The following is a 20,045-nucleotide window of genomic DNA, read 5'->3' on the forward strand; positions in this document are numbered from 1 at the left end:
TCCCATGACTTCCACTGGCCGCGAAACCCAACTCAGGATCCCGGAGGGCGTGCTCCTCGGCCACGCCCTCGCGGCACGTCTGGCGGACGGCCTCGGCGTCAGGGTCTTCTTCATCAAGGGACCAGCAAGCGTCATGCAGGGGCTGCGTCAGGCCAAGATTTCGGCAGACGTGGACGTCTTCGTGGATCCCTCCAAGTTGAATGCATTGCTGGCGGGCCTCCATGCACGCGGCTGGCGTGAACGTCCCGTTGATCGGGACACCAGGACGTTCCCAAAGCACTCGGTCACCGTCCATCACCCCGAGTGGCCTTGCTGCATTGACGTCCACTTCCGCTTTCCAGGAATGGAAGAACCAGCCGGCAGCTGCTTCGAGGTTCTGTGGGCGCACACCGTGCACATGGAACTCGCAGGACAGGAGCTAAGAGTTCCCTCGAAGGCCCTTGGGACCTTGTTCCTGGCGCTGCACGCCTTGCGATCGCCCGAGCTGCCATCCTGTCGCCAGGAGCTTCAGTATCTGGCCGGCCTCACACGGCTGGAATCTCAGGCGGAGGAGGTCCTGGAGCTCGCAACGGCCACGGGTTCCCTGGCCGCCGTCCGGCCCTTACTTGAGGATCTACTGCCTGAAACCATCGGCCCTGCATGGCCGCAACCCTCGCAGGAGTGGCACAACCGCATCGCCGCACGGGAACCTGGAGGCGCCCGGCTCATAGCCATCATTCAGGCTCCCTGGAGGGATAGGCCAAAGATGCTGTGGCGGGCGCTCTTTCCGACCGCCGAAGTCTTCCTGAGCGGGAACATCTATGCGGACATGTCTTTCTTAGGGCGACTGAATCAGCATCACGCCAGATGGGCGAGGTTTCTTCGCACAGTCCCGAGCCTTGTTCGGGATCTTCGTCACCTCCAGTCAGGCGGTCACGGTGCGGCTGTCAATGGGTCAAATGGGTAAGTTCTGCTGCCGATCCGGCCCTCCGAGATCCGCCTCCGATTGCCGGTCACCGCATCAAATTTGTTAAGGTTCAGCTATGACTAAGGGGAAAGCTATTACCAAAGCCGTCATTCCTGCTGCCGGATTGGGGACACGCTTCCTGCCCGCCACCAAGGCAATGCCGAAGGAAATGCTGCCGGTGGTTGACCGCCCGGCCATCCAGTACGTGGTGGAGGAAGCGGTTGATGCTGGCCTCACTGACCTGCTGATGATCACGGGCCGCAACAAGCGTGCCCTGGAAGACCACTTCGATCGCGAGCCCGGCCTGGAAGCCGCGCTCGAAGCCAAGGGGGACAAGGACAAGCTGGGCATGGTGGAGTACGCCTCCAACCTGGGCCCCATCCACTACGTCCGCCAGGGCGAGGCCAAGGGCCTGGGCCACGCTGTGCTCTGCGCCCAGCAGCACGTGGGTGACGAGCCGTTCGCGGTGCTTCTGGGTGATGACCTCATCGACGAGGCTGAAGACCTGCTGAGCACCATGATGGAGGTGCAGCAGAAGACCGGCGGTTCCGTGATCGCGTTGATCGAGGTTGATCCGTCGCAGATCAGTGCCTATGGCTGCGCAGACATCACCCCTGTGGAAGGTGAGGACTATGTCCGCGTCAACAGCCTGGTGGAGAAGCCGGCCGTCGGCGAGGCACCGTCCAACCTGGCCGTGATCGGCCGCTACGTGTTGCACCACTCCGTGTTCGGCGTCCTGGAGAACACCGAGCCGGGCCGCGGCAACGAGATCCAGCTGACGGACGCCCTGCAGACCCTTGCCGCGGGCGAGGGCGACGGCTCCGGCGTCTACGGCGTGGTCTTCAAGGGCCGCCGTTACGACACGGGTGACAAGCTCAGCTACCTCAAGGCCGTCATCACGCTCGCCTCAGAGCGCGTGGAGTTCGGTGAGGACCTGAAGACCTGGATGAAGAATTTCGTCGGCTAGTCCTGACGCTCTACTGCTTCTTGGAGGCCCGTTGCCGGAAGGCAACGGGCCTCCTCCGCGTCCGGACCGCCAGGGCCGCCACGAGGGCGCCTATGACCGATCCTGACGCGTTTGTCACGATGTCTGACGGGCTTGCAAAGCGGTCGTGAAGAAACAGGAGCTGACCCAGCTCGATGCAACCCGAAACCAGCAATCCGAATGCTCCGATTTGCCACCACTGTTTTTGCGGAAAGGCCAGGCTGCCAGTAAAACCAACAGGCACAAATAGGACGACGTTGGCTGCGGCTTCGATAAATTTGTAGTTGAACCAGCCGGGGAAGCCATGTCCGTGAAGAAATTGCAGCGTCGCTGAGAGTTGTCCGGAAACGGGCTTGTCTACCGGCGACGGCCAAAAGGCAATGAGCGCCAAGGGAATGAGCATGGCTACGAGTATTGTCCGCCAGAGCCGAGGATTCTGCAGGACCCTCAAACGGACCTCAGGAGGCCCGTAGGAGGGCGAAGGCAGCGGTCCCCAAGGCGGAGGCGGCAAGGAAGAGGAGTAGCAGGTACTGCAGCACCTGCGGCCGGGGGAGTGGGATGGAAAAGTTGTACTCTCGTGGTGCCCTGCGCCAATGTCTCCCCATACATCAAATAGATACCACACAAAGCAAAAGGTGGGTGCTTCTCCGATTTGGGAGAAGCACCCACCTTCGTTGGTGCTGGAAAGCGTTGCGGTTAAGCAGCAGCCTCAGCCTTGGCGCGGCGGCGAACCACCACTACCGAGGTTGCGCCGGCTGCGAGGGCCCCTGCGCCAACCAAGGTCCAAAGGACCAGTCCGGAGTCCGCGCCGGTCTTGGCAAGTCCGCCTGTATTAGCCAGCGGAGCGCCGGCGGTGTTGCCACCGGTGTTAGCCAGCGAAGCAGCAACGGTAACGGTGACAGGGCCGACGGTCACGCCGGACTCGGTGCCAGTGGCTGTGATGGAGTAGGTGCCCGCCTCGTTGATGGCGATCGGAAGTGCCACAGCGCCCTGGGCGTCGGCAGTAGCGGTCAGTTCCTGTGCCTCGGTAACAACGGCGATGCGGGCGGCAACCGCGCGGTTACCAACGCCAGCGCCATTGGAGGCAGGAGCCTGGCCGGGCGTAACACGGATGATCAGTGGTTCTCCGGCGCGGAAGCCCTGCCCGCGGAAGACGAAGGTTTCACCAGGGCCAACAACACCGTCAGATACGGCGGCCTGCGGCGGAAGCGCCGGGTAGGTGGCGGCCATGGCAGGAGCCGAGCCGATAAGTGCGATTGAACCTGCAAGTGCGAGCGCAGCGAAAGTCTTTTTCATGAGTGTCCCCCCGGAGACGTTTAATTTTTGATACCCGAATTGGGGAAAATGTCCCCTCCGCACGAGACCGTGTGCAGAACTACGGATAGATATCCCAGATAGAAGATACCATTCTTGATCGCTCGGAACCAAGCTCAATCCACTCGGTTTACATAGTGTTAACGAGGCCGTCACCCTCCTTACTGGCAGGTCGCGTTTTCCGTTGGAAGGATAACGTCCTTAACAGACTGGACAGTAGGCGTGACAACTACGTTAGGTTCGGTGTGCTGGACGATTTTCCCGAAGGTGAACTCCACAGTTTTGCTTTCACTTGGTGCGAGTTGCTGAGCAACGACACCCACCGGCCTGTTCGCATGGATGTACGGGGCAAACGGAATTTTTTGGCCCTCATCTGTAGCTGACTCAACGTTGGCCTGAACTGGGCCGTAGGCAACGATGTTGGTTTGCACTATGCCTTGCGGTACACCGAAAGCGCCTCCGCCCGTCACGTACTCCGGCAATGAGGTGGCGGCGTCAGCTGGGGCTGTATTAGTGCTAGTAATCCGAACCCTCGTCTGTTCGTAGCCGTCAGCAGGGCATTCCTGGACGAGCTGCACCGTCCGTTTGATGTAGTAGTCCATCTTCGCGCCTGTTCCGTCGTTGAAATAGACGCCGAATTGGGCAGGAGAGACACTCGGTCCAGAGACGGACCCGCTGAGTGGGTAGTTTGCGATCACGGACTGTTCGGAAGCGTTCGCGGACCAGACCAGGACACGTCCTTCGTTGGTCCCGCGGGTAAGGCCCGTAATGAGCCCTTTTGCTTCTCCCTTGCCGCTGGAAAGGGCGTTGAAGACTTCCTTTGCGACTTCCGCGAAGTATGCGTCTTGCAGTTTCGGTTGCTGGATTTTAGCGTAAACATCCGAAAGTAGGGTGGGAACTACATTGCTGCCCGATAGTGCTGTCGGCAAACCTGCGGCTTTTACTGCTGCCAGTCCGGGGCCGCTAATTTCAACCGGTCCTGTGGACTGCAGGATGTAGCTAAGGACGACTGGATCAATCGAAACTACGCCGTCGACAGGCTGGCCGGTCTTTTTCTCCCACATGACTTGAGCGGTTGCGGCAGCGGTAGGAAAGTCAGGAGTCAGGTTCACATCCTGCATGTATTTTCCCAACCGCGTCGAATAGATCTGCTGCTGTTGAGGATCAACGGGCAGCGTTGGTGTCATTATCCCGACGTCTCCCGCACTGCTCTGCGCACCCAAGGCGAGCTTTCCCTGATCTAATGTCAAGACAGCGAGCGCCCCCGGGATGCCGCCCGACGCTCTGGCTTCGGCGTTGTTTTGAATCATGAGCAGATAATTCCTGGGGCCGGCCGCTCCCAACATATTGGGAGCAATGCTGGCTGTGTCGGCTGCCGAGTCAAGTGCATCTGTCGCTTGGCTGAGTTCCTCAGCTGCCTGACGCAGAGGGCCGGCTACCTGCGGCAAGAGGTGTGACGAATCAATTTCCCGGAGCCGCTCAGCGGAAGCGCGAACGCTGTAAGCAGCCGAAGCAACTCTTGGGGCTGCAGCTTCAAGGGGACCCAAATTGCTGCCCAAATTGGAGGGCACAAGCGCATTCCAGTCAAGAGAACCGTAAATGCTGACCAGAGGACTCAAACCAAGACCAACGACGTCGTCAGCTGACCGTGCTACTTCGGAAATGGCACTCAGGTTTGACCCTGCCCAGGGTAGGCCGGACGCAAGAGTCCACAGAGGGTCCTCCGACTCCTTCCGGGCGGCTGAAGTATGTTCGCGCAATTTAGTGACAGTGCTTTTGGCGGAGGTAGCCTCTGAGCCCAGGATTTCTCGCTTTAGCTGCGGAACCAGATCAGCAGATGCCTCCAACTCACTTTTGATTACAGACGCCTTGAGTCCTAACCAAGCTGTGACCCCGCAGAGAAGTAAAGCGATAGCAAGGATCGGGAGTCCGATTCTCAGCAGCTTTTGTGATCGCTTCCTACGGATAGGTCCGGTCGTGTGGGTAGGTCGAGCGGAGGGTTGCTTCTCCTGGTGTGAAGTGGATGTGCTCATGGTTAGGGACGGCCTAGCCCTCGGTAGGTCCAACCAGCCGCCCGCCACTTGCTTGCATCCAAGACGTTTCGGCCGTCCAAGATCTTGGGCGTCGAGACTACGCTTGCCGCCTCGTACGGATCCAAGTCTCGATACTCCTGCCACTCGGTCAACAGCAGCAGGGCATCGGCTCGCTGAAGGGCAATGCCGGTGGACGCCTCGTAGTGCAACTCAGGGAAGCGGCGAGCCGCATTCTGCAGGGCCTCAGGATCGGTAACGGTCACCACCGCTCCTTGGAGCTGCAACTGTGCCGCGATGCTCAAAGCTGGGGAATCCCTTACATCATCACTTTCCGGTTTGAAGGCAGCCCCTAGTACAGTGATCCGCTGCCCTAGAAGTGAGCCACCGCAAAGTTCGCGGGTGAGTTCCACTACTCGGGTTCTGCGGCGCATATTGATGGCGTCAACCTCGCGAAGAAACGTTAAGGCCTGGTCAGCGCCCAACTCACCGGCGCGTGCCATAAAAGCCCGGATGTCCTTTGGAAGACAACCGCCACCAAAGCCAATTCCCGCGTTGAGAAACTTCCGGCCAATTCTGTCGTCCAGACCGATGGCATCTGCCAGCAGCGTAACGTCAGCACCCGCTGCATCGCAGAGTTCGGCCATGGCGTTGATAAAGGAAATCTTTGTAGCTAAGAATGAGTTGGCAGCCGTTTTGACCAGTTCAGCAGTCGGCAGATCCGTGACTAGGCGGGGTGTGCCGGATTCGAGAGGGGCGGCGTAGACGCGGTCGAGGATCTGAACGGCATCATGCTCCTCGGAACCGCCGGTTACGCCATAGACCAGCCTGTCAGGTTGAAGAGTGTCCGAGACAGCGTGTCCTTCCCGAAGAAACTCTGGATTCCACATCAGGTGGCCCTCAGGTTGGGCTTCTTCAATAATGATGGCGAGCCGCGCAGCAGTTCCGACCGGCACTGTTGATTTACCGACTACTACGTCGCCAGGAGAGAGGTAGGGGATGAGGCCTGTTGTAGCTGCATCGACGTATGTCAGATCAGCAGCATTCTCACCCTTCTTCTGTGGAGTTCCGACACAGATGAAGTGCACTGTGCTTCCCTTGGCCGCTGCCATATCTGTGGTGAATGAAAGCCTTCCAGTGGCTTGGACTTCTCCAAGTAAGTCTTCGAGACCAGGTTCAAAGAAAGGTGCGCGAGCGGCAGACAAATCGGCAATTTTTCGTTCGTCGACATCGATACCCACCACCTCGTGTCCGAGCTTTGCCATACAGGCAGCGTGGACGGCTCCGAGATAGCCACAGCCAATTACGGTTATTCGCATTTATTTGTCCTTCCGAAGGCGGTGAACTGACGGCCAGAGAATTAATAGGCTCCGGCGCTCTGGAAAACAGCACGGAAGGTCTTTACGAGGATAAGTAGGTCCCCGGCCATTGACCAGTTTTCGACGTAGTAGAGATCAAGTCGTACGGAGTCCTGCCAGGAGAGATTAGAGCGGCCGCTCACCTGCCATAGTCCGGTGAGGCCGGGTTTGACAAGGAGTCTTCGCCTAACGTCTTGCTCGTAGGCTTCTACTTCAGAAGGAAGAGGAGGGCGGGGACCAACAAGACTCATCGATCCCATGAAGACGTTGAAGAGCTGGGGAAGTTCGTCGAGACTGAACTTGCGGATTACTCGGCCAACGGAAGTAACCCTGGGATCATCTTTCAACTTAAATAGCAGCCCATTTCCGTCGCTGAGAGGCTTGAGAGATTCAAGTCGCGCCTCAGCGTCGGCAACCATGGAACGGAATTTGAACATCCGGAATCCAGCACCTTCGATTCCAACTCGATCTTGTTTGAAAAGTATGGGACCGCCATCACTCAATTTGATCAGGAGTGCCACGATGGCCATTACCGGCAGACTCACCACGATGAGAAGAGCCGAGACCGCCACGTCAAAGAGGCGTTTTGCCACTCTCTGCCCGCCCTCAAGAGTCGGCGTGGTGACATGAATCAGCGGAAGACCCGCAACTTGTTGGGTATGAATTCGTGGTCCCGCTATATCAGTAAGTGCGGGAGCCATTATGAGTCCAATGTTCCGAGACGCCAATTCCCAACCAAGGTGCCTAAGAGTTTGCGGATGTAATTGCACGCCAGCGGAAACAGCGACCGCATCGGCTTTGCAAGCCTGTATCGCCTCCACTATGGACTTGGCATCGGGAGAATTTCCGACAACAGGCAGTCCGGACTCTGGTTCGATGGACGGAAAGTCGAAGGTGTTGGGCGTGTAAACAGCAACGGGAAGATAACCTGCGTGCTTGGCAGTTCGGAGTGAACGGGCAAGGTGCGCTACGGCACTCGGGCCTCCGAGCAACAGCAATCGAGACATGCTGTGCCCCATCTGCCGATTCACGTTTAGATGTTGTCTGATCAGCCAGCGCGCAAGTAAGAGTCCGAACAGGCCCGCCGGCAGCGCCACCCCCACGTAGCCCCGGGCAGTGTCAAGCCTTAGCACGTACGACACTATGGCGACTAAGCCAAACAGCCACAACGATGCGGCCGCCACCCGCTTGTATTCATCAGGCCCCGCCCCAAGGATGCGGCTTTGGCGGCTGTTCCAAGCTCCCAGCATGACCCACCAGGACAGGACTAGAGCAAAGGAAAGCCATATGTAAATTGCTTCCTGGCCTTCGACAACGAAGTCTGAGGCCCAACCGAAGCGGATGACGTAGGCACCAGCAACTGCCCAAATGATTACGAAGGCGTCGATAATCCGTAGCTGGCGACTGCATTTAGCCCGCCAGTCGCGCACGTCTTTCACGAAAAGTTCCCCCGAGGTTTGAGCGTTCGATGACTGACCAGACGGCAGTACTAGCTGCGAATGCTCTCGGCATGCGTGCGGTACCATTCCACGGTGGAACGAATACCGTCCTCGAGGCTAATAGAGGACTTCCACCCGGCCTCCGCGAGTTTCGAGACGTCGAGGAGCTTTCGTGGGGTCCCGTCAGGCTTGGTCACGTCCCACTCAATATCCCCGGTGTAGCCGACTGCCGCTGCGACGATACTAGCCAGTTCCTTGATGGTGACGTCTGAGCCTGTTCCCACGTTCACTTGGGACGGGCCGTCATAATTTTCGAGGAGATGAAGACAAGCGTCTGCCATGTCGTCCACGTGCAGAAACTCTCGCATGGGGGAACCTGTACCCCAGTTCGTAACAGACTTCTGGCCTGACTTGGCGGCATGATCGTAGCGCCTGATAAGCGCGGGCAACACATGAGATCCTTGCGGCGAAAAATTGTCTCCTGGCCCGTAAAGGTTGGTCGGCATCGCAGAGATCCACGGCAAGCCATACTGGCGGCGAACAGCTTGAACCTGCATGATGCCGGCGATCTTGGCTATGGCGTACGCGTCGTTCGTCGGCTCCAAGTGACCAGTAAGAAGCGAATCTTCCCTGATGGGCTGATCAGCGAACTTTGGGTAGATGCATGAGGAACCAAGAAAGAGGAGACGCTCAACTCCGAATTGACGTGCTGCATCAAGGACGTTTACCTGAATGCGGAGATTATCGCTCAAGAAATCTACCGGATAGGTGTTATTGGCTAGAATGCCGCCCACTTTTGCTGCTGCAAGGATCACATATCGCGGTTTCGATTGCTCGAAGAACTCGAACACGGCTTCCCGGTCCTTGAGATCTAGCTCTGAGGAAGTGCGGCCGATCAGATTCGTAAATCCTTCACCATCCAACTTTCGCCAGATAGCCGAACCGACAAGTCCCCGGTGGCCGGCGACATAAAACGGCGCAAATCTGTCGAGCCTGGCGGGCTCGAACTTGAGGTCCTTGGACACTAGTTCTTCCAGCTTTCAAGGTTTACGGTGTCGATCCAGTGGTTACCGGCGTGCTTCAGAGCTTCGATGTCAGCATCCACCATAATCCGTGCCAGTTCCGGCGTGTGGATGGACGCTTTCCAACCAAGCTTTTCCTGGGCTTTCGACGCGTCGCCGACAAGGGCATCAACCTCGGTCGGGCGGAGGTAGCGCTCATCAAACCGGACGTGGTCCTCCCAATTTAGCCCCGCATGTTCAAACGAGATCTGAAGGAAGTCTCGCACCGTGTAGTTCCCGCCGGTTGCGAGGACAAAGTCATCGGGCTCGTCAGCTTGAAGCATGCGCCACATGCCTTCTACGTACTCGGCCGCATAGCCCCAGTCACGTATAGCATCCAAGTTACCCATGTAGAGCAGGTCCTGCTTACCTGCCTTGATAGCCGCTACTGCCCGCGTGATTTTCCTTGTCACGAAGGTTTCTCCGCGCCGAGGCGACTCGTGGTTGAACAGAATGCCGTTGACGGCGAACATTCCATAGGCTTCACGATAGTTCTTCGTAATCCAGTAACTGTAGACTTTCGCGGCGCCGTAGGGGGATCGCGGGTAAAACGGGGTCTCTTCGTTCTGAGGAGGCGGTGTTGCCCCGAACATCTCGGAAGACGACGCCTGGTAGAACTTAGTCTCAATTCCAGACATGCGCACGGCTTCTAGCAATCGAATCGTTCCAACGCCGGTAGTGTCACCGGTGTGTTCCGGTTCATCGAAGGAGACGCGAACATGCGACTGGGCGGCCAAGTTGTAGACCTCGTCGGGGTTGATATCCGCAAGCAAAGTGACTAGGCGTGCACCATCGCTAAGGTCTCCATAATGGAGAAAAAGCTTGGCTTCCGGATCATGCGGGTCAACATAGAGGTGATCAACGCGCCGCCGTATTGAATGTGGAAGCCCGGCGAATCAGGCCATGCACTTCGTAGCCCTTAGAAAGCAGCAACTCCGCAAGATACGAGCCGTCTTGGCCCGTTATGCCGGTGATCAGTGCACGCTTGGTCATGATATATCCCCCAGAGGCTATGAGCAGTTCTTAGACATGACTCCGGCAACGAACGCCGGAATCCTCCGCAATCATAGTGCCCCAAGCCCAACTCCAGGAATTTCGGGCAAGGGTTGAGAAGACATACAGAGACATTGCTCACCATGATCGCCAGCCATCGGACCCCCGGCCATCATTGCCGATTCTTCCTGTAGCATGGCCACGATCAGTCCATTGTTTGGGTTGTAGCAGGCGCCTGATAGGACCGCTGCCTTAACCGTGGGAGTCGCGACGTCGACGACAACTTACAAATGAGCTTTGGGGGGCCAACAGTTGAGCCTGAATTCGAGTAGTCGACTTGATGGTACTAGCGATGACGCTAGCGTTCGAGCCGCTCACTGGGTCGGTCCCGTGAAATTCATCGCGAGTACCCGGCACGAGGCTGCAGAATCGTTGATTCGGATGGTCAAGAACAACGAACCCTCACATGTCCACTTGGCGAACGCGTACTCCATCGCTTTGGCAGACAAATCTCCCGATTATCGCAATGTTTTGGCGGAGCCGGCTAGGAATTTCCCCGACGGAAAACCTGTTAGCTGGATATCACTCCTAAGTGGGCACTCACCTGCTCTAACGCAAATAAGGGGACCCCAACTTTTTCTTGATACTTTCGATTTGGGACGACGCTCTGGTACCAAACATTTCCTCTTGGGTTCAACGCCGGAAGTGCTGAGAGCATTAGAGGACAATCTAAGACTCAGATTTCCTGGAGTGCTAATCGTAGGTGCTGAAAGCCCACCATTTCGCCCGCTTACGGACCCTGAACTTATGCAACAGGACAAGCGCATTTCTGAAAGTCATGCCGATGTCGTTTGGGTCGGATTAGGTACGCCCAAACAAGATTATGAAGCGCGTCGCCTAGCGGAGTCGTTGCCGATCGTGGCCGTTGCAGTGGGAGCTGCATTTGACTTCGCGGCAGGTACAGCGCGGGAAGCCCCGACCTGGATGACGGCGTGTGGACTGGAGTGGGCATTTCGGCTTGCCTGTGAACCGCGTCGGCTTTGGCGTCGATATTTGTTCGGCAACGTTAGATTCTTGACGGCCACCCTTCGCTGGTCGCTCCAAAGAAGGCACCTTAACAGGTGCTTGGGAGACCGAATTGCTTAAAAACGGGCTAATCGCACAACTTATCCTGCGGTGGCTGAAACAACCAACGGTTCAACGGCAATGCTGAAAAAAGTGTCGTTCGTTACGATTTAGATAGAGATTAGCTCGATCCAAGCCTGGACGGACTGGCTTCATCCAATGAATGTAAGTCGCTCGCAGCTTCGGTTGAAATTGCCCGCACCAGTCTCTCACCTGAACGTGGTTCGTGGAGCTTTTGGATGCGGTGCATGAAGTCGGGTATCTGATCATACTGAGAGAAAAGCAGGGAATTACCCTATGAAGAAAGTTGTTATAGCACAGGAATATGTCGCTCAGTACAGAGCCCCTTTCTTCAGCCAGCTTCGCGAGAAGGCGGAGGAACAAGGCATCCGACTGGAGGTAGCCTACGGTGAGGTTGGAATTCGGCAGGCGAGTCGTCGGGACGCGGTGCATCTGGATTTTGGTACTCCCGTCATGCAAAGAGAATGGAATGTCGCTGGTCGCCGCATCGTGGTTCGCTCACTTGCAGAGGTAACTTGCGGTGCTGACTTGGTCATCCTTGAACAGGCGCGGAGAAACGTGGACGCGTACGGTTTCCTGTTTACGAAACGTCGGGATGGACCAGTGGTGGCTCTATGGGGGCACGGTAGGGACTACACGCGTCATAACAGCCTGGTCGAGCGATGGCTCGTACGTAAACTCACCTTAAAAGCGGACTGGTTCTTTTCCTACACAGCCGGTGGCGAAAGAGCGGTGAAAGAGTATGGATATCCGAGCGAGCGCATCACTGTAGTCCAAAACTCTATCGATACGGCGTCTCTACGCGAGAGCGTGCGTAATGCTGACCCGGAATCCACAGCGCGTTTTATCTCTGATAAGGACCTGCGTGGAAAAACGGCTATATTTGTGGGTGCACTTGACCCATCTAAAAGGCTACCTTTTCTTGTGGAAGCTTCGGAAATGGCATACAGCAAAGACTCGGAATTTCGTCTAGTTATTGCTGGCGAGGGTCCGATGCGTTCCCAAGTGGAAGAGTGGGAGAGGAAGTATTCGTGGTTGTCGTACCTGGGTCCCCTTTCCGGTTCCGCTAAGGGTGTCGCCTTGGCCTCGTCGCAGGTTTTAGCCATGCCTGGGCGCGTCGGTTTGGTGGCCGTGGACAGTTTTGCGGCGGCCACGCCGATAATCACAACTGAATGGGCATGGCACGCGCCGGAGTATGAGTATCTCGTTGACGGTAGCAACGCTATCGTGTCGGCAAATGACAGCCATGCTTATGCTGAGGCAGTTATCAGTGTTTTGAATAACGCAGAATCTCTGGCTGAGCTAACAGATTGTTCTAGGAAGGCCGCTGACATATTTACCGTTGAGGCAATGGTTGATAACTTTTTGTCGGGAATCAAGGGTGCGCTAATGCTGAGGAAACGATGAATCTGTCGGTGATAATGGCATGCCATAACCGAAGAGAGTTAACTCTTCGTTCCATAAAAAGGGCAAACGCAGCAGCAACACGCGCCGGGCTGCCCATAACCTTCACTCTCTTTGACGACGGTTCTAGTGACGGTACATCTGACGCCGTGTCCCAGATGCCCGTTCCTGTACAGATTCTGACGGGGGATGGTTCCGCGTACTGGGCAAGTGGCATGGCTCAGGCGGAGGCGGCAGCGCTCAAAGCAACGCCCTCTGATGGGGATGGTTTTCTCGTGTGGCTCAATGACGACGTGGAGCTTGATGAGGACGCCTTCAGCCGAATGAGCGAGTACATGGAACGGCACCCTGACGGAGTCCTAGTCGGTGCAATGCGGGACCCAACTGGGGGAGAGCTGACCTACTCCGGTCTGCAAAAAGGCGGTATCCATCCACTAAGCTTTCAGTCTGTTCCACCAGGAAGCCGACCGAAAGATGTCGAGACTTTCAACGGAAATTTTGTGCTCATCCCCATTGCCGTAGCTAAAGCAATAGGCGGTATTGACGGGACCTTCTCCCATGCCCTGGCGGACATTGATTATGGCCTGCGGTGCGGCAGGGCCGGCGTACAGATCCTTCTTTGTCCCGGCACATTCGGGTCCTGTCCACGTAATCCAGTTGCGCCTCTGGGACCTCTTTTTCAGGATTGGAAGCGATTTGTCGGCGTGAAGGGGGGCGGCAACTACTCATCTCTTAAGCAAGTCCTCGGCAAGAGTCATCCAAGAAGCGCCAAACTTATTATCGGGTTTAGCTATTGTCTCTGGTGGATGCGACGCATTGCTGTATACATTCGCTCCGGGTATGGTCGGAGATGACCTACATCTGGCTACTCTTTCAGGCCCTTGCAGGGCTGGTTGCTTTTGGTCTCTTCGTACTTGCACTCAAAAAGTGGCCCATCGTAGGCATCGGTTCCGCTGCCTTCTATACCGTAATCGCATGGGAAGTACCATACCCGCCCCCGCTCGTGAGTTTAGGCGGGTTCAGTGTGTACTATCTGGATGTCCTAAGTATCGCATTTCTAATTGTCGCATTTAGCCAATTCGCACGTCTCGTTATTAGACTTCGTGCCGCAGTTTGGTATTGGCTGGGTTTTGGTTCGCTACTTCTAGTCTCTTTAGCTCTGGGTTTAGCTGCGAATTCGACTGGAACCGCCCTTAACGAGTTCAGGCCGTTCTTGTATCCCTATGCAATGATGACTTGGGCTATGGCGCTTTATTGGGATTACCTTTTAGTAAAGCATTTGTTGCTCAGGTTCTCTGTATTCTTCGGGTGGCTTTTGACAATCGTAGCCACCTATCACATCGCCTTGCACGGTCTTGGCAGTACATCTGGCTTTGTTGATTCCGGTACTGGCCTCGAACAGACGACCCGGCCGCTCGTTTCCGGTCAGGCATTAGCTATTCTTTTGTGTGCGATAGTTTGCCTTTGGTTTTGGCGTGAATATGGAGGTCGAGGACTGCTCTTCAGCTCGGTTGTCTTCTTCGGCGTTGTTCTGGTGAGCCAGCAGCGCACGGTTTGGGCAGTGGCCTTTTCTGCCCTCTTCGTTGTCTTCTTGTCGGCCCAAGCCAGACTAAAGTTCCGAATTCTATTTTCTGGGCTGGTGGCGGTCGCGCTTCTTTTTGTAGTCACTGGTACCCAACTGATGCCAGATGTCCTAGGGCACCTCTTTACGGCTGCGGAAGACTCGGGCACGTACGACGGCCGTATGCGTAGTTGGCTAAACTTGCTGAGCCAGTCCGTGCAGTCGGGACCCCTGACTGTGGCCTTTGGAGAACCCATGGGTAGCGGCTTCGGTAGATATGAAAGTGCTGGCCGTTGGGTACTTTTTGCACCCCATAACTGGTATCTCACTCTTTATTTACGCGTTGGGATTCTCGGCTTGGCAGTTTTTCTATGTTTCTTATTTGTAGTTTTTTCCCGCCTTCTTCGGCAAAGGTCGAACATGGCAGCCATCGCGATCGCGACCGCACTCATCGTTTATGGCTGGAGTTATTCTTGGATTTGGTACATATCTATGTTCCTGGGGTGGACGTTCGTGCAAGCTAGCACCAAAGTAGGGCTCCGTGAGGAGCAGGTTTTGGGCTCCCGGGCACGTCGTTCCATGTCTAAGCCTAGAAATAGCCGAGTGATTAGCGATAGGACATTTCAACCGTGACTACCAAGGTTTTACATCTGCTCGGATCGTTGCGACCGAGTGGTATGGAACGAATGCTCGTGACTGCCGCTGATCATTTTCGCGCCGCAGATGTTACCAACATTATTGTTGGTCAAGGCAAAGAGCATTCCTTTGAACATGAGCTACGCAAGGTGGGACACGACGTTCACGTAGTAGAACCAATCGGTCTATCGCTAACAAATGCAAAGACCTTCCGGAAACTCGTCCGGGGATTGGGCGTGGACGTTGTTCATATCCACACTGAAGCTAACTATTTGCGGACGGTACTCGCAGCGCGGTGGGCACTGGGGCGTAGAGGAACAATAGTTCGGACGATTCATAGCGTCTTTGACGCCAAAGGTATGTGGTGGGCAAGTCGCTTCGTGCAGGCCGCTATCGCCGATCGGTTCGTTGCTGCAGTGGTGGCTCCATCCACGGACGTGTCAAGAAATGAACGGCGCTTTTGGCGCCGCCCTGTCGTCATTTTCAACTGGGTCGATGATGCCATTTTTTCGATTTCGTCCCGCAGAGCCACCAGAGGGACAGCCCATGACTCAACTCCTACGGCTCTTATAGTTGGAAATTGTTCTGGCATAAAACAGCACGAACGGGCTCTCATAGCTTTGGCGAACGCTGGCCATCGTCTAATCCATTTAGGCGACGAGCGTGATGCAGGTGCATCGGAGCTCAGCCTTTTAGGTGGACTCCAGGAGCGCGGCTTTCTAGTTGAACGTGGAGTTGCCCGGCCTCATGAGGCCCTAGCGAGGGCAGACTACTTCATGCTGCCGAGCCGGCACGAAGGTATGAGTGTTGCTTTGGCCGAGGCCATCGTGGCGGGGGTTCCTGCGCTGGTGAACGATGTGCAGGGGCTTCAGTGGGCCAAGGGAGTCGCAGGCGTCACTATGGTGTCGGATGAGCAAGAAGCGTGGTTGCAGGCTGTTCTCCACTGGCAGCCTCCAATGAGCGATAGTGAACTTCTTCCGCCCGACCTATCTGCTGTACGCGGTGCAAGAGAATATGTTGAAGTTTATAGCCGTACTGCGAAGGTCGATCGGACACGGCATTTCTTCTCGATTGGGGGTTAGGCAATGATCCGCAGAATTTTTCAGCTTGTCCGTTCGAAAATCGTCCCCCGTAGTCCTCTCACCGCCAACGTCGAGGCGGGGTCCGGGTTCCGCTACGACGTGGGTTCATTTGTTTGGGCTCCTAGGCAGCTAAAGATAGGTAAAAATGTAAGTATTGGTTCAAACGTCAGAATCGAAGTCGACGGCGTGATAGGAGATGCCGTAATGATCGCGAATTCGACGGGAATCGTAGGCCGTAATGACCACGAAATTGGGATCGTTGGAGTTCCGGTTACAGAGGGAAAATGGGTTGGTAAGTTCCCCAATGAGCTCAGCATTCCCGTCAAAATAGGTTCTGATGTGTGGATAGGCTATGGATCGACAATTTTGTCCGGTGTAGAAATTGGCGATAGTAGCGTGATTGGTGCCGGCTCTGTGGTCGTAAATAACATACCCTCAAATTCCATAGCGGTTGGAAACCCCGCACGTGTTGTGGGGAAAAGGTTCCAATCAGATGCTGACTTTGATGAGCATTGGGTAATTTTGGCTAACCGCGGATTTCGAAAAATTGCGCCGTGATCCTTGTGAATCGTTGCCGAAGGCTGACTAGGTTCGCACGCGGTGACGGCCATACTGTTGTCAAGGAGGTAAGGTGAACAAGAGCTCGATTCGGCTTTTATATGTTCCGAATGAGTCGGGCGACTTTAGGCAGTTGGGTTTTCGCCGGCCCATGGCTAATTTGCTTGAAGCTGACATGCTTGAACAGGTAAGCGTTTTTAGCTTGCAGTGGCGTATCCGGAATGGCGGCGATGCTGAGCAGCACAGGCAGGATCTAATCAAACGCGTGCGAGACTTTCGACCAAATGTTGTTTTAATGCAACATGTCGGCAAGACGGGGCTGACGGAAAAGCATTTTTTGGCGATGCGAGCTGCAGCAGATTTTGAGCTTATATATCATGAAGCTGATCCCTACAGCCGTTTCCTCCATCCGCTACCACGGCCCGCTCGAGCCGCTGGACGATTTTCCGACGTCACTTTCACAGTGGGAAGCGGTGTGTTTTCTGGGAATTTTCGACGGAGCGGGGCAAAGGATGTTAGGTGGGCGTCCCACGTGTTCGAGCCAGAACGTTATCGTCGCATACCTGTGAGTCGTGAGACACCACGGCCGTACGATGTTGTCATTGTGGCTAATCGAAATAGCCCGCGCTTCAGGGGCCATCCCAACTGGCGCGACCGTATCGCGTTCGTCTCTGATCTCCAGCAGAGATTCGGAGAGCGCATAGCCATATACGGTCGTGGATGGACGGGACCCGGTGCGATGGGGCCTGTCGACCCATCTTCACAGGACGACGCCATACGCTCGGCCTGGGTGAGCGCCAATTGGGACCACTATGCTAGTGAACCTCATTATTTCTCGAATCGGCTTCCTATTTCACTTGCCGCCGGATCAATTCATGCCACAACCTATCACCGAGGCTACGAGGATCTCTTTGCGGGAAGAATCGGTGACTTCTTGTTCGTGGAGAGAGATCGTTCTGCTTTGGCAGACGCAATAGAGGGAGTCCTGGCGCGTACCAACTCCGAACAGCGAATTGCAGCAATCGACCGCGCTCAAGAGTTCGCGTATAAGTACTACAGACAGGACAACCAATTCGTGTCTTTCTTGAACTACAGAGGCACGCGGGTAGACCCGAGTGCGGCCGTTCAGGCATGGAATCTTGACGCCCCCGGTATATCGGGTCTTTAGGACCGTTTGGCGCCACCATGATCAGAAGACGCGGTCTTCTGATCATGGTGCGCTTTGAAAGAAGTCGCGTGGGTGCCAGGAAGGTATAAACGTTGTAATGCTCGAATCAGACCACAACGTTTTACTCAAGCGACAACCGTACTCTCGTCCTTTCCTCCTGAAACGCGTGCGTCAACAGGCCGAATGAAAGCCGACTGTAGTGAAGAATAACTTTTACAAAAAGGATGTGCGGTGGTCGCGCGCTTCTGAATGGAGAGCAGCGTGAGTAAACCCAGTTCGACGATGTCGACTGCTAGAAAATTGCTCGCGGGGGCTGCATGGGTCTATGGGTCGCAATTAGTCACAGTCCTTGCGCAGTTTGCTTATGCTGCCTCGACTTCCAGGTCTGTTTCCCCCAGCGGCTTCGGAGCATACACGGTTGCGTTGTCCGTGACGGGTTTGGTTTCTCTTCTTGCTACTGGCGGACTTGGCCAGACCGTATCCAGGATGACAGAGCTGGACCGAAGCAGGTTGCGATCGCTTGTATCGTACGGACTTGTACTTGGGTTTGCGGGGGCGCTGGTGCTTTTCCTGACCGCACCCCTCTGGTCGGTGATTTGGGGAGTGGAGGAATCTATAGCCCCTATGAGACTGCTTGCGGTCGGGAATGCCTTTAGCCCCCTTCTTGGACTCTCTACGGGCTTGATGGCGCGTAGAGGAAAGTTCCGTCAACTGGCTCTTATAACGGTCTGCAGTAACCTTATTGGTATGGCGGTGGGCGCATATGCCGTTTCCATTTGGCAGTCCGCGAGCTCCCTAGTTGTGTCAGCACTTCTAGCTCAATTTCTCATCTTGATTTCGACCGTGCTGGCATCAGAGGGAGGGCTCCTTGGTATTGGGAGTTTACGTCATGGGCGTGACGACATCGGTTATAGCGGGAAGCTGGTATTTGGGAGTCTATTCAGCTATCTAACAGGCAACATAGTCAAGCTCAGCATGGCCCGTAGTTTGGATCTAGGCGTGCTGGGACATTGGAACCGAGCTGAAGTGATCACGACCATCCCGCTACAGCAGGTCCAAGCGGCTTTGACGAGGGCTGTATATCCCGAGTTTCGTCATGACCTGAAGGACTCTTCGAGGACGCGTATAGTCTGGACGGACATGCTCGTCATGGTCGCCTGGATTGCACTCTGCCTTAGCACTTGCATGGCTGTACTACTTCCCCCCTTTGTTCCCCTTATTTTTGGGCCTGGATGGGAATTCGCTGCATCATTGATTGCTCCGCTTGCGGTTGCCGGCGGGTTGCAAATTGTCTCGATTCTTTTGACAAGTGCAATGGAGGCCTTGGGCAAGTTTCGTTGGATATGGTCCACCGATCTGATTCTGATTCTGATTCAGATATGTAGCGCTACCCTGATGGTTGTCTATAAGAACGTTTGGGTGGCTATCGTTGCGCTCATACTCACAAACGTTATCCGACATGGATGGCAGGTTTGGCTGGCCGGGCGCCACGGTTACGTGGACTCTCTACGGCTACTCCGTCAATATGTCGTCGCTACTATCTTTTCGCTGACGCTTGCGTTGGTCCTCTGGGCCTCGTTACACCTAGTCCTTTGTGACGCAACTGCTCCTGGTCCATGGGTGGCGGCAAGCCTCTTGACGGGCGGATTCCTTTCAATGTGCTGGCTGTTCCGACGCCGCCTTCCATTTTTCGTGTTGGCCCATAAATACGGGCTTGTTTCCGGCAGTTGACGGCCCTTCGCCTCTGGTCACAATGCACCCTCGTCTTACGAATGAGCGAAGCTTAAGCGCTGAGGCACTGCGGGAGGCGCATATACCCGCGCAGGTCCGCGTTGGCAATTCCATGTCGCACCCACTTACCCAGACCTGCCCGCAGTGACGCCCGCGCTGCGCGGCAGAACGAAGCCGCCCCGGTACAATTGAACGGACTGCATGAATTCGCCACTCTTGCTGGGGCAGTTTGGCGCGCCGGCAACTCTACGTAGGGGGACCCTAGTTTTGGATTTACGCGACTTTGTGCGAAAGCTTCGCCGCGATTGGATGTTGATCGCCTCCATAACCTTAGTTGGGCTTCTTCTTGGGGGCGCGGCGACAATGGCGACGAAACCTGCTTACACGGCGGAGACCCAGCTTTTCGTTTCAATCCAAGGCTCTGGCTCGATACAGGAACTGCAACAGGGCAATACGTTTAGCCAAGCGCGGGTCCAGTCATATGTGAGCATAGTGGGTTCGCCGGTTGTTCTGCAGCCTGCCATCGATTCGTTGGGCCTGTCTACATCTCCAGCGGCCTTGAGTTCTCGGGTGAAGGCAACTACCGATCTCAATACGGTTCTTATAAATATTAGTGTGACGGATCCTTCCCCG

16 protein-coding genes and 2 pseudogenes are annotated in these 20,045 nt (G+C 55.7%); 11 read left to right on the forward strand and 7 right to left on the reverse strand.

Annotation, left to right across the window (positions count from 1 at the left end; all coding sequences use genetic code 11):
* Positions 1-4: 4 nt before the first annotated feature.
* Both QFZ60_RS03775 and galU read left to right on the forward strand, forming a co-directional pair.
* Entirely contained in the window at positions 5-946 is a 942-nt protein-coding gene (locus QFZ60_RS03775) for a nucleotidyltransferase family protein (protein ID WP_307088282.1), read from the forward strand.
* Between the two features lie 76 nt (positions 947-1,022).
* Positions 1,023-1,913, forward strand: coding sequence for a UTP--glucose-1-phosphate uridylyltransferase GalU (gene galU / locus QFZ60_RS03780; RefSeq protein ID WP_307088284.1), 891 nt, complete (start codon positions 1,023-1,025; stop codon positions 1,911-1,913).
* 10 nt (positions 1,914-1,923) lie between these two features.
* On the opposite strand, the gene QFZ60_RS03785 is transcribed toward galU, so the two are convergent.
* From QFZ60_RS03785 to gmd, 7 genes and pseudogenes are all read right to left on the reverse strand, one after another.
* Positions 1,924-2,334 (reverse strand): VanZ family protein, encoded by a 411-nt coding sequence (locus QFZ60_RS03785; protein ID WP_307088287.1) that lies wholly within the window; start codon positions 2,332-2,334, stop codon positions 1,924-1,926.
* 293 nt (positions 2,335-2,627) lie between these two features.
* Positions 2,628-3,227, reverse strand: coding sequence for an LPXTG cell wall anchor domain-containing protein (locus tag QFZ60_RS03790; RefSeq protein ID WP_307088289.1), 600 nt, complete (start codon positions 3,225-3,227; stop codon positions 2,628-2,630).
* 179 nt (positions 3,228-3,406) lie between these two features.
* Entirely contained in the window at positions 3,407-4,591 is a 1,185-nt protein-coding gene (locus QFZ60_RS03795) for a DUF4012 domain-containing protein (protein WP_307093193.1), read from the reverse strand.
* Between the two features lie 689 nt (positions 4,592-5,280).
* Positions 5,281-6,594, reverse strand: a complete 1,314-nt coding sequence (locus tag QFZ60_RS03800) for a UDP-glucose/GDP-mannose dehydrogenase family protein (protein WP_307088291.1) — start codon at positions 6,592-6,594, stop codon at positions 5,281-5,283.
* A gap of 41 nt (positions 6,595-6,635) precedes the next feature.
* On the reverse strand, positions 6,636-8,072 hold the full coding sequence (locus tag QFZ60_RS03805; protein ID WP_307088293.1) for a sugar transferase: 1,437 nt from the start codon (positions 8,070-8,072) through the stop codon (positions 6,636-6,638).
* 50 nt (positions 8,073-8,122) lie between these two features.
* Positions 8,123-9,097 (reverse strand): GDP-L-fucose synthase, encoded by a 975-nt coding sequence (locus QFZ60_RS03810; RefSeq protein ID WP_307088295.1) that lies wholly within the window; start codon positions 9,095-9,097, stop codon positions 8,123-8,125.
* Positions 9,097-10,126 (reverse strand): annotated as a pseudogene (gene gmd, locus QFZ60_RS03815) (GDP-mannose 4,6-dehydratase). Before gmd ends, QFZ60_RS03810 begins: the two are co-directional and overlap by 1 nt.
* Positions 10,127-10,567: 441 nt before the next feature.
* Between gmd and QFZ60_RS21605 the strand changes: the two are divergent.
* From QFZ60_RS21605 to QFZ60_RS21615, 9 genes and pseudogenes are all read left to right on the forward strand, one after another.
* Positions 10,568-11,272 carry a WecB/TagA/CpsF family glycosyltransferase gene (locus QFZ60_RS21605; RefSeq protein ID WP_373427706.1) on the forward strand — a complete coding sequence of 235 codons (705 nt, stop codon included), beginning with the start codon at positions 10,568-10,570 and terminating at the stop codon, positions 11,270-11,272.
* Positions 11,273-11,548: 276 nt separating this feature from the next.
* Positions 11,549-12,679, forward strand: coding sequence for a glycosyltransferase family 4 protein (locus tag QFZ60_RS03820; RefSeq protein WP_307088297.1), 1,131 nt, complete (start codon positions 11,549-11,551; stop codon positions 12,677-12,679).
* The gene (locus QFZ60_RS03825) at positions 12,676-13,530 is read left to right on the forward strand and encodes a glycosyltransferase family 2 protein (RefSeq protein WP_307088299.1); all 855 of its coding nucleotides are present in this window, start codon (positions 12,676-12,678) and stop codon (positions 13,528-13,530) included. The genes QFZ60_RS03820 and QFZ60_RS03825 overlap by 4 nt, the downstream gene beginning before the upstream one ends.
* Entirely contained in the window at positions 13,527-14,870 is a 1,344-nt protein-coding gene (locus tag QFZ60_RS03830; RefSeq protein ID WP_307088301.1) for an O-antigen ligase, read from the forward strand. The genes QFZ60_RS03825 and QFZ60_RS03830 overlap by 4 nt, the downstream gene beginning before the upstream one ends.
* Complete coding sequence (locus QFZ60_RS03835; protein WP_307088303.1) at positions 14,867-15,955, forward strand: glycosyltransferase family 4 protein; 1,089 nt, start codon at positions 14,867-14,869, stop codon at positions 15,953-15,955. Before QFZ60_RS03830 ends, QFZ60_RS03835 begins: the two co-directional genes overlap by 4 nt.
* A 3-nt stretch (positions 15,956-15,958) precedes the next feature.
* Entirely contained in the window at positions 15,959-16,513 is a 555-nt protein-coding gene (locus QFZ60_RS03840; protein WP_307088305.1) for a DapH/DapD/GlmU-related protein, read from the forward strand.
* Positions 16,514-16,586: 73 nt separating this feature from the next.
* Complete coding sequence (locus QFZ60_RS03845; protein WP_307088308.1) at positions 16,587-17,681, forward strand: hypothetical protein; 1,095 nt, start codon at positions 16,587-16,589, stop codon at positions 17,679-17,681.
* A 282-nt stretch (positions 17,682-17,963) separates the two neighbouring features.
* Complete coding sequence (locus tag QFZ60_RS21610; RefSeq protein ID WP_373427707.1) at positions 17,964-19,412, forward strand: oligosaccharide flippase family protein; 1,449 nt, start codon at positions 17,964-17,966, stop codon at positions 19,410-19,412.
* A 309-nt stretch (positions 19,413-19,721) separates the two neighbouring features.
* Positions 19,722-19,883, forward strand: a pseudogene (locus tag QFZ60_RS21615) (Wzz/FepE/Etk N-terminal domain-containing protein); the annotation flags it as partial.
* Between the last annotated feature and the right edge of the window lie 162 nt (positions 19,884-20,045).

This window comes from Arthrobacter sp. B2I5 (assembly GCF_030816735.1).
In the GTDB taxonomy this organism is placed as follows: Bacteria; Actinomycetota; Actinomycetes; order Actinomycetales; family Micrococcaceae; genus Arthrobacter.

Coding starts and splice junctions, on each gene's coding strand:
- QFZ60_RS03800 (WP_307088291.1), bottom strand. CDS start 6,594: ATGCGAATAACCGTAATTGGCTGTGGCTATCTCGGAGCCGTCCACGCT.
- QFZ60_RS21610 (WP_373427707.1), top strand. CDS start 17,964: ATGTCGACTGCTAGAAAATTGCTCGCGGGGGCTGCATGGGTCTATGGG.
- QFZ60_RS03825 (WP_307088299.1), top strand. CDS start 12,676: ATGAATCTGTCGGTGATAATGGCATGCCATAACCGAAGAGAGTTAACT.
- QFZ60_RS03790 (WP_307088289.1), bottom strand. CDS start 3,227: ATGAAAAAGACTTTCGCTGCGCTCGCACTTGCAGGTTCAATCGCACTT.
- QFZ60_RS21605 (WP_373427706.1), top strand. CDS start 10,568: ATGGTCAAGAACAACGAACCCTCACATGTCCACTTGGCGAACGCGTAC.
- QFZ60_RS03820 (WP_307088297.1), top strand. CDS start 11,549: ATGAAGAAAGTTGTTATAGCACAGGAATATGTCGCTCAGTACAGAGCC.
- QFZ60_RS03775 (WP_307088282.1), top strand. CDS start 5: ATGACTTCCACTGGCCGCGAAACCCAACTCAGGATCCCGGAGGGCGTG.
- QFZ60_RS03840 (WP_307088305.1), top strand. CDS start 15,959: ATGATCCGCAGAATTTTTCAGCTTGTCCGTTCGAAAATCGTCCCCCGT.
- galU (WP_307088284.1), top strand. CDS start 1,023: ATGACTAAGGGGAAAGCTATTACCAAAGCCGTCATTCCTGCTGCCGGA.
- QFZ60_RS03795 (WP_307093193.1), bottom strand. CDS start 4,591: ATGTTGGGAGCGGCCGGCCCCAGGAATTATCTGCTCATGATTCAAAAC.
- QFZ60_RS03785 (WP_307088287.1), bottom strand. CDS start 2,334: ATGCTCATTCCCTTGGCGCTCATTGCCTTTTGGCCGTCGCCGGTAGAC.
- QFZ60_RS03830 (WP_307088301.1), top strand. CDS start 13,527: ATGACCTACATCTGGCTACTCTTTCAGGCCCTTGCAGGGCTGGTTGCT.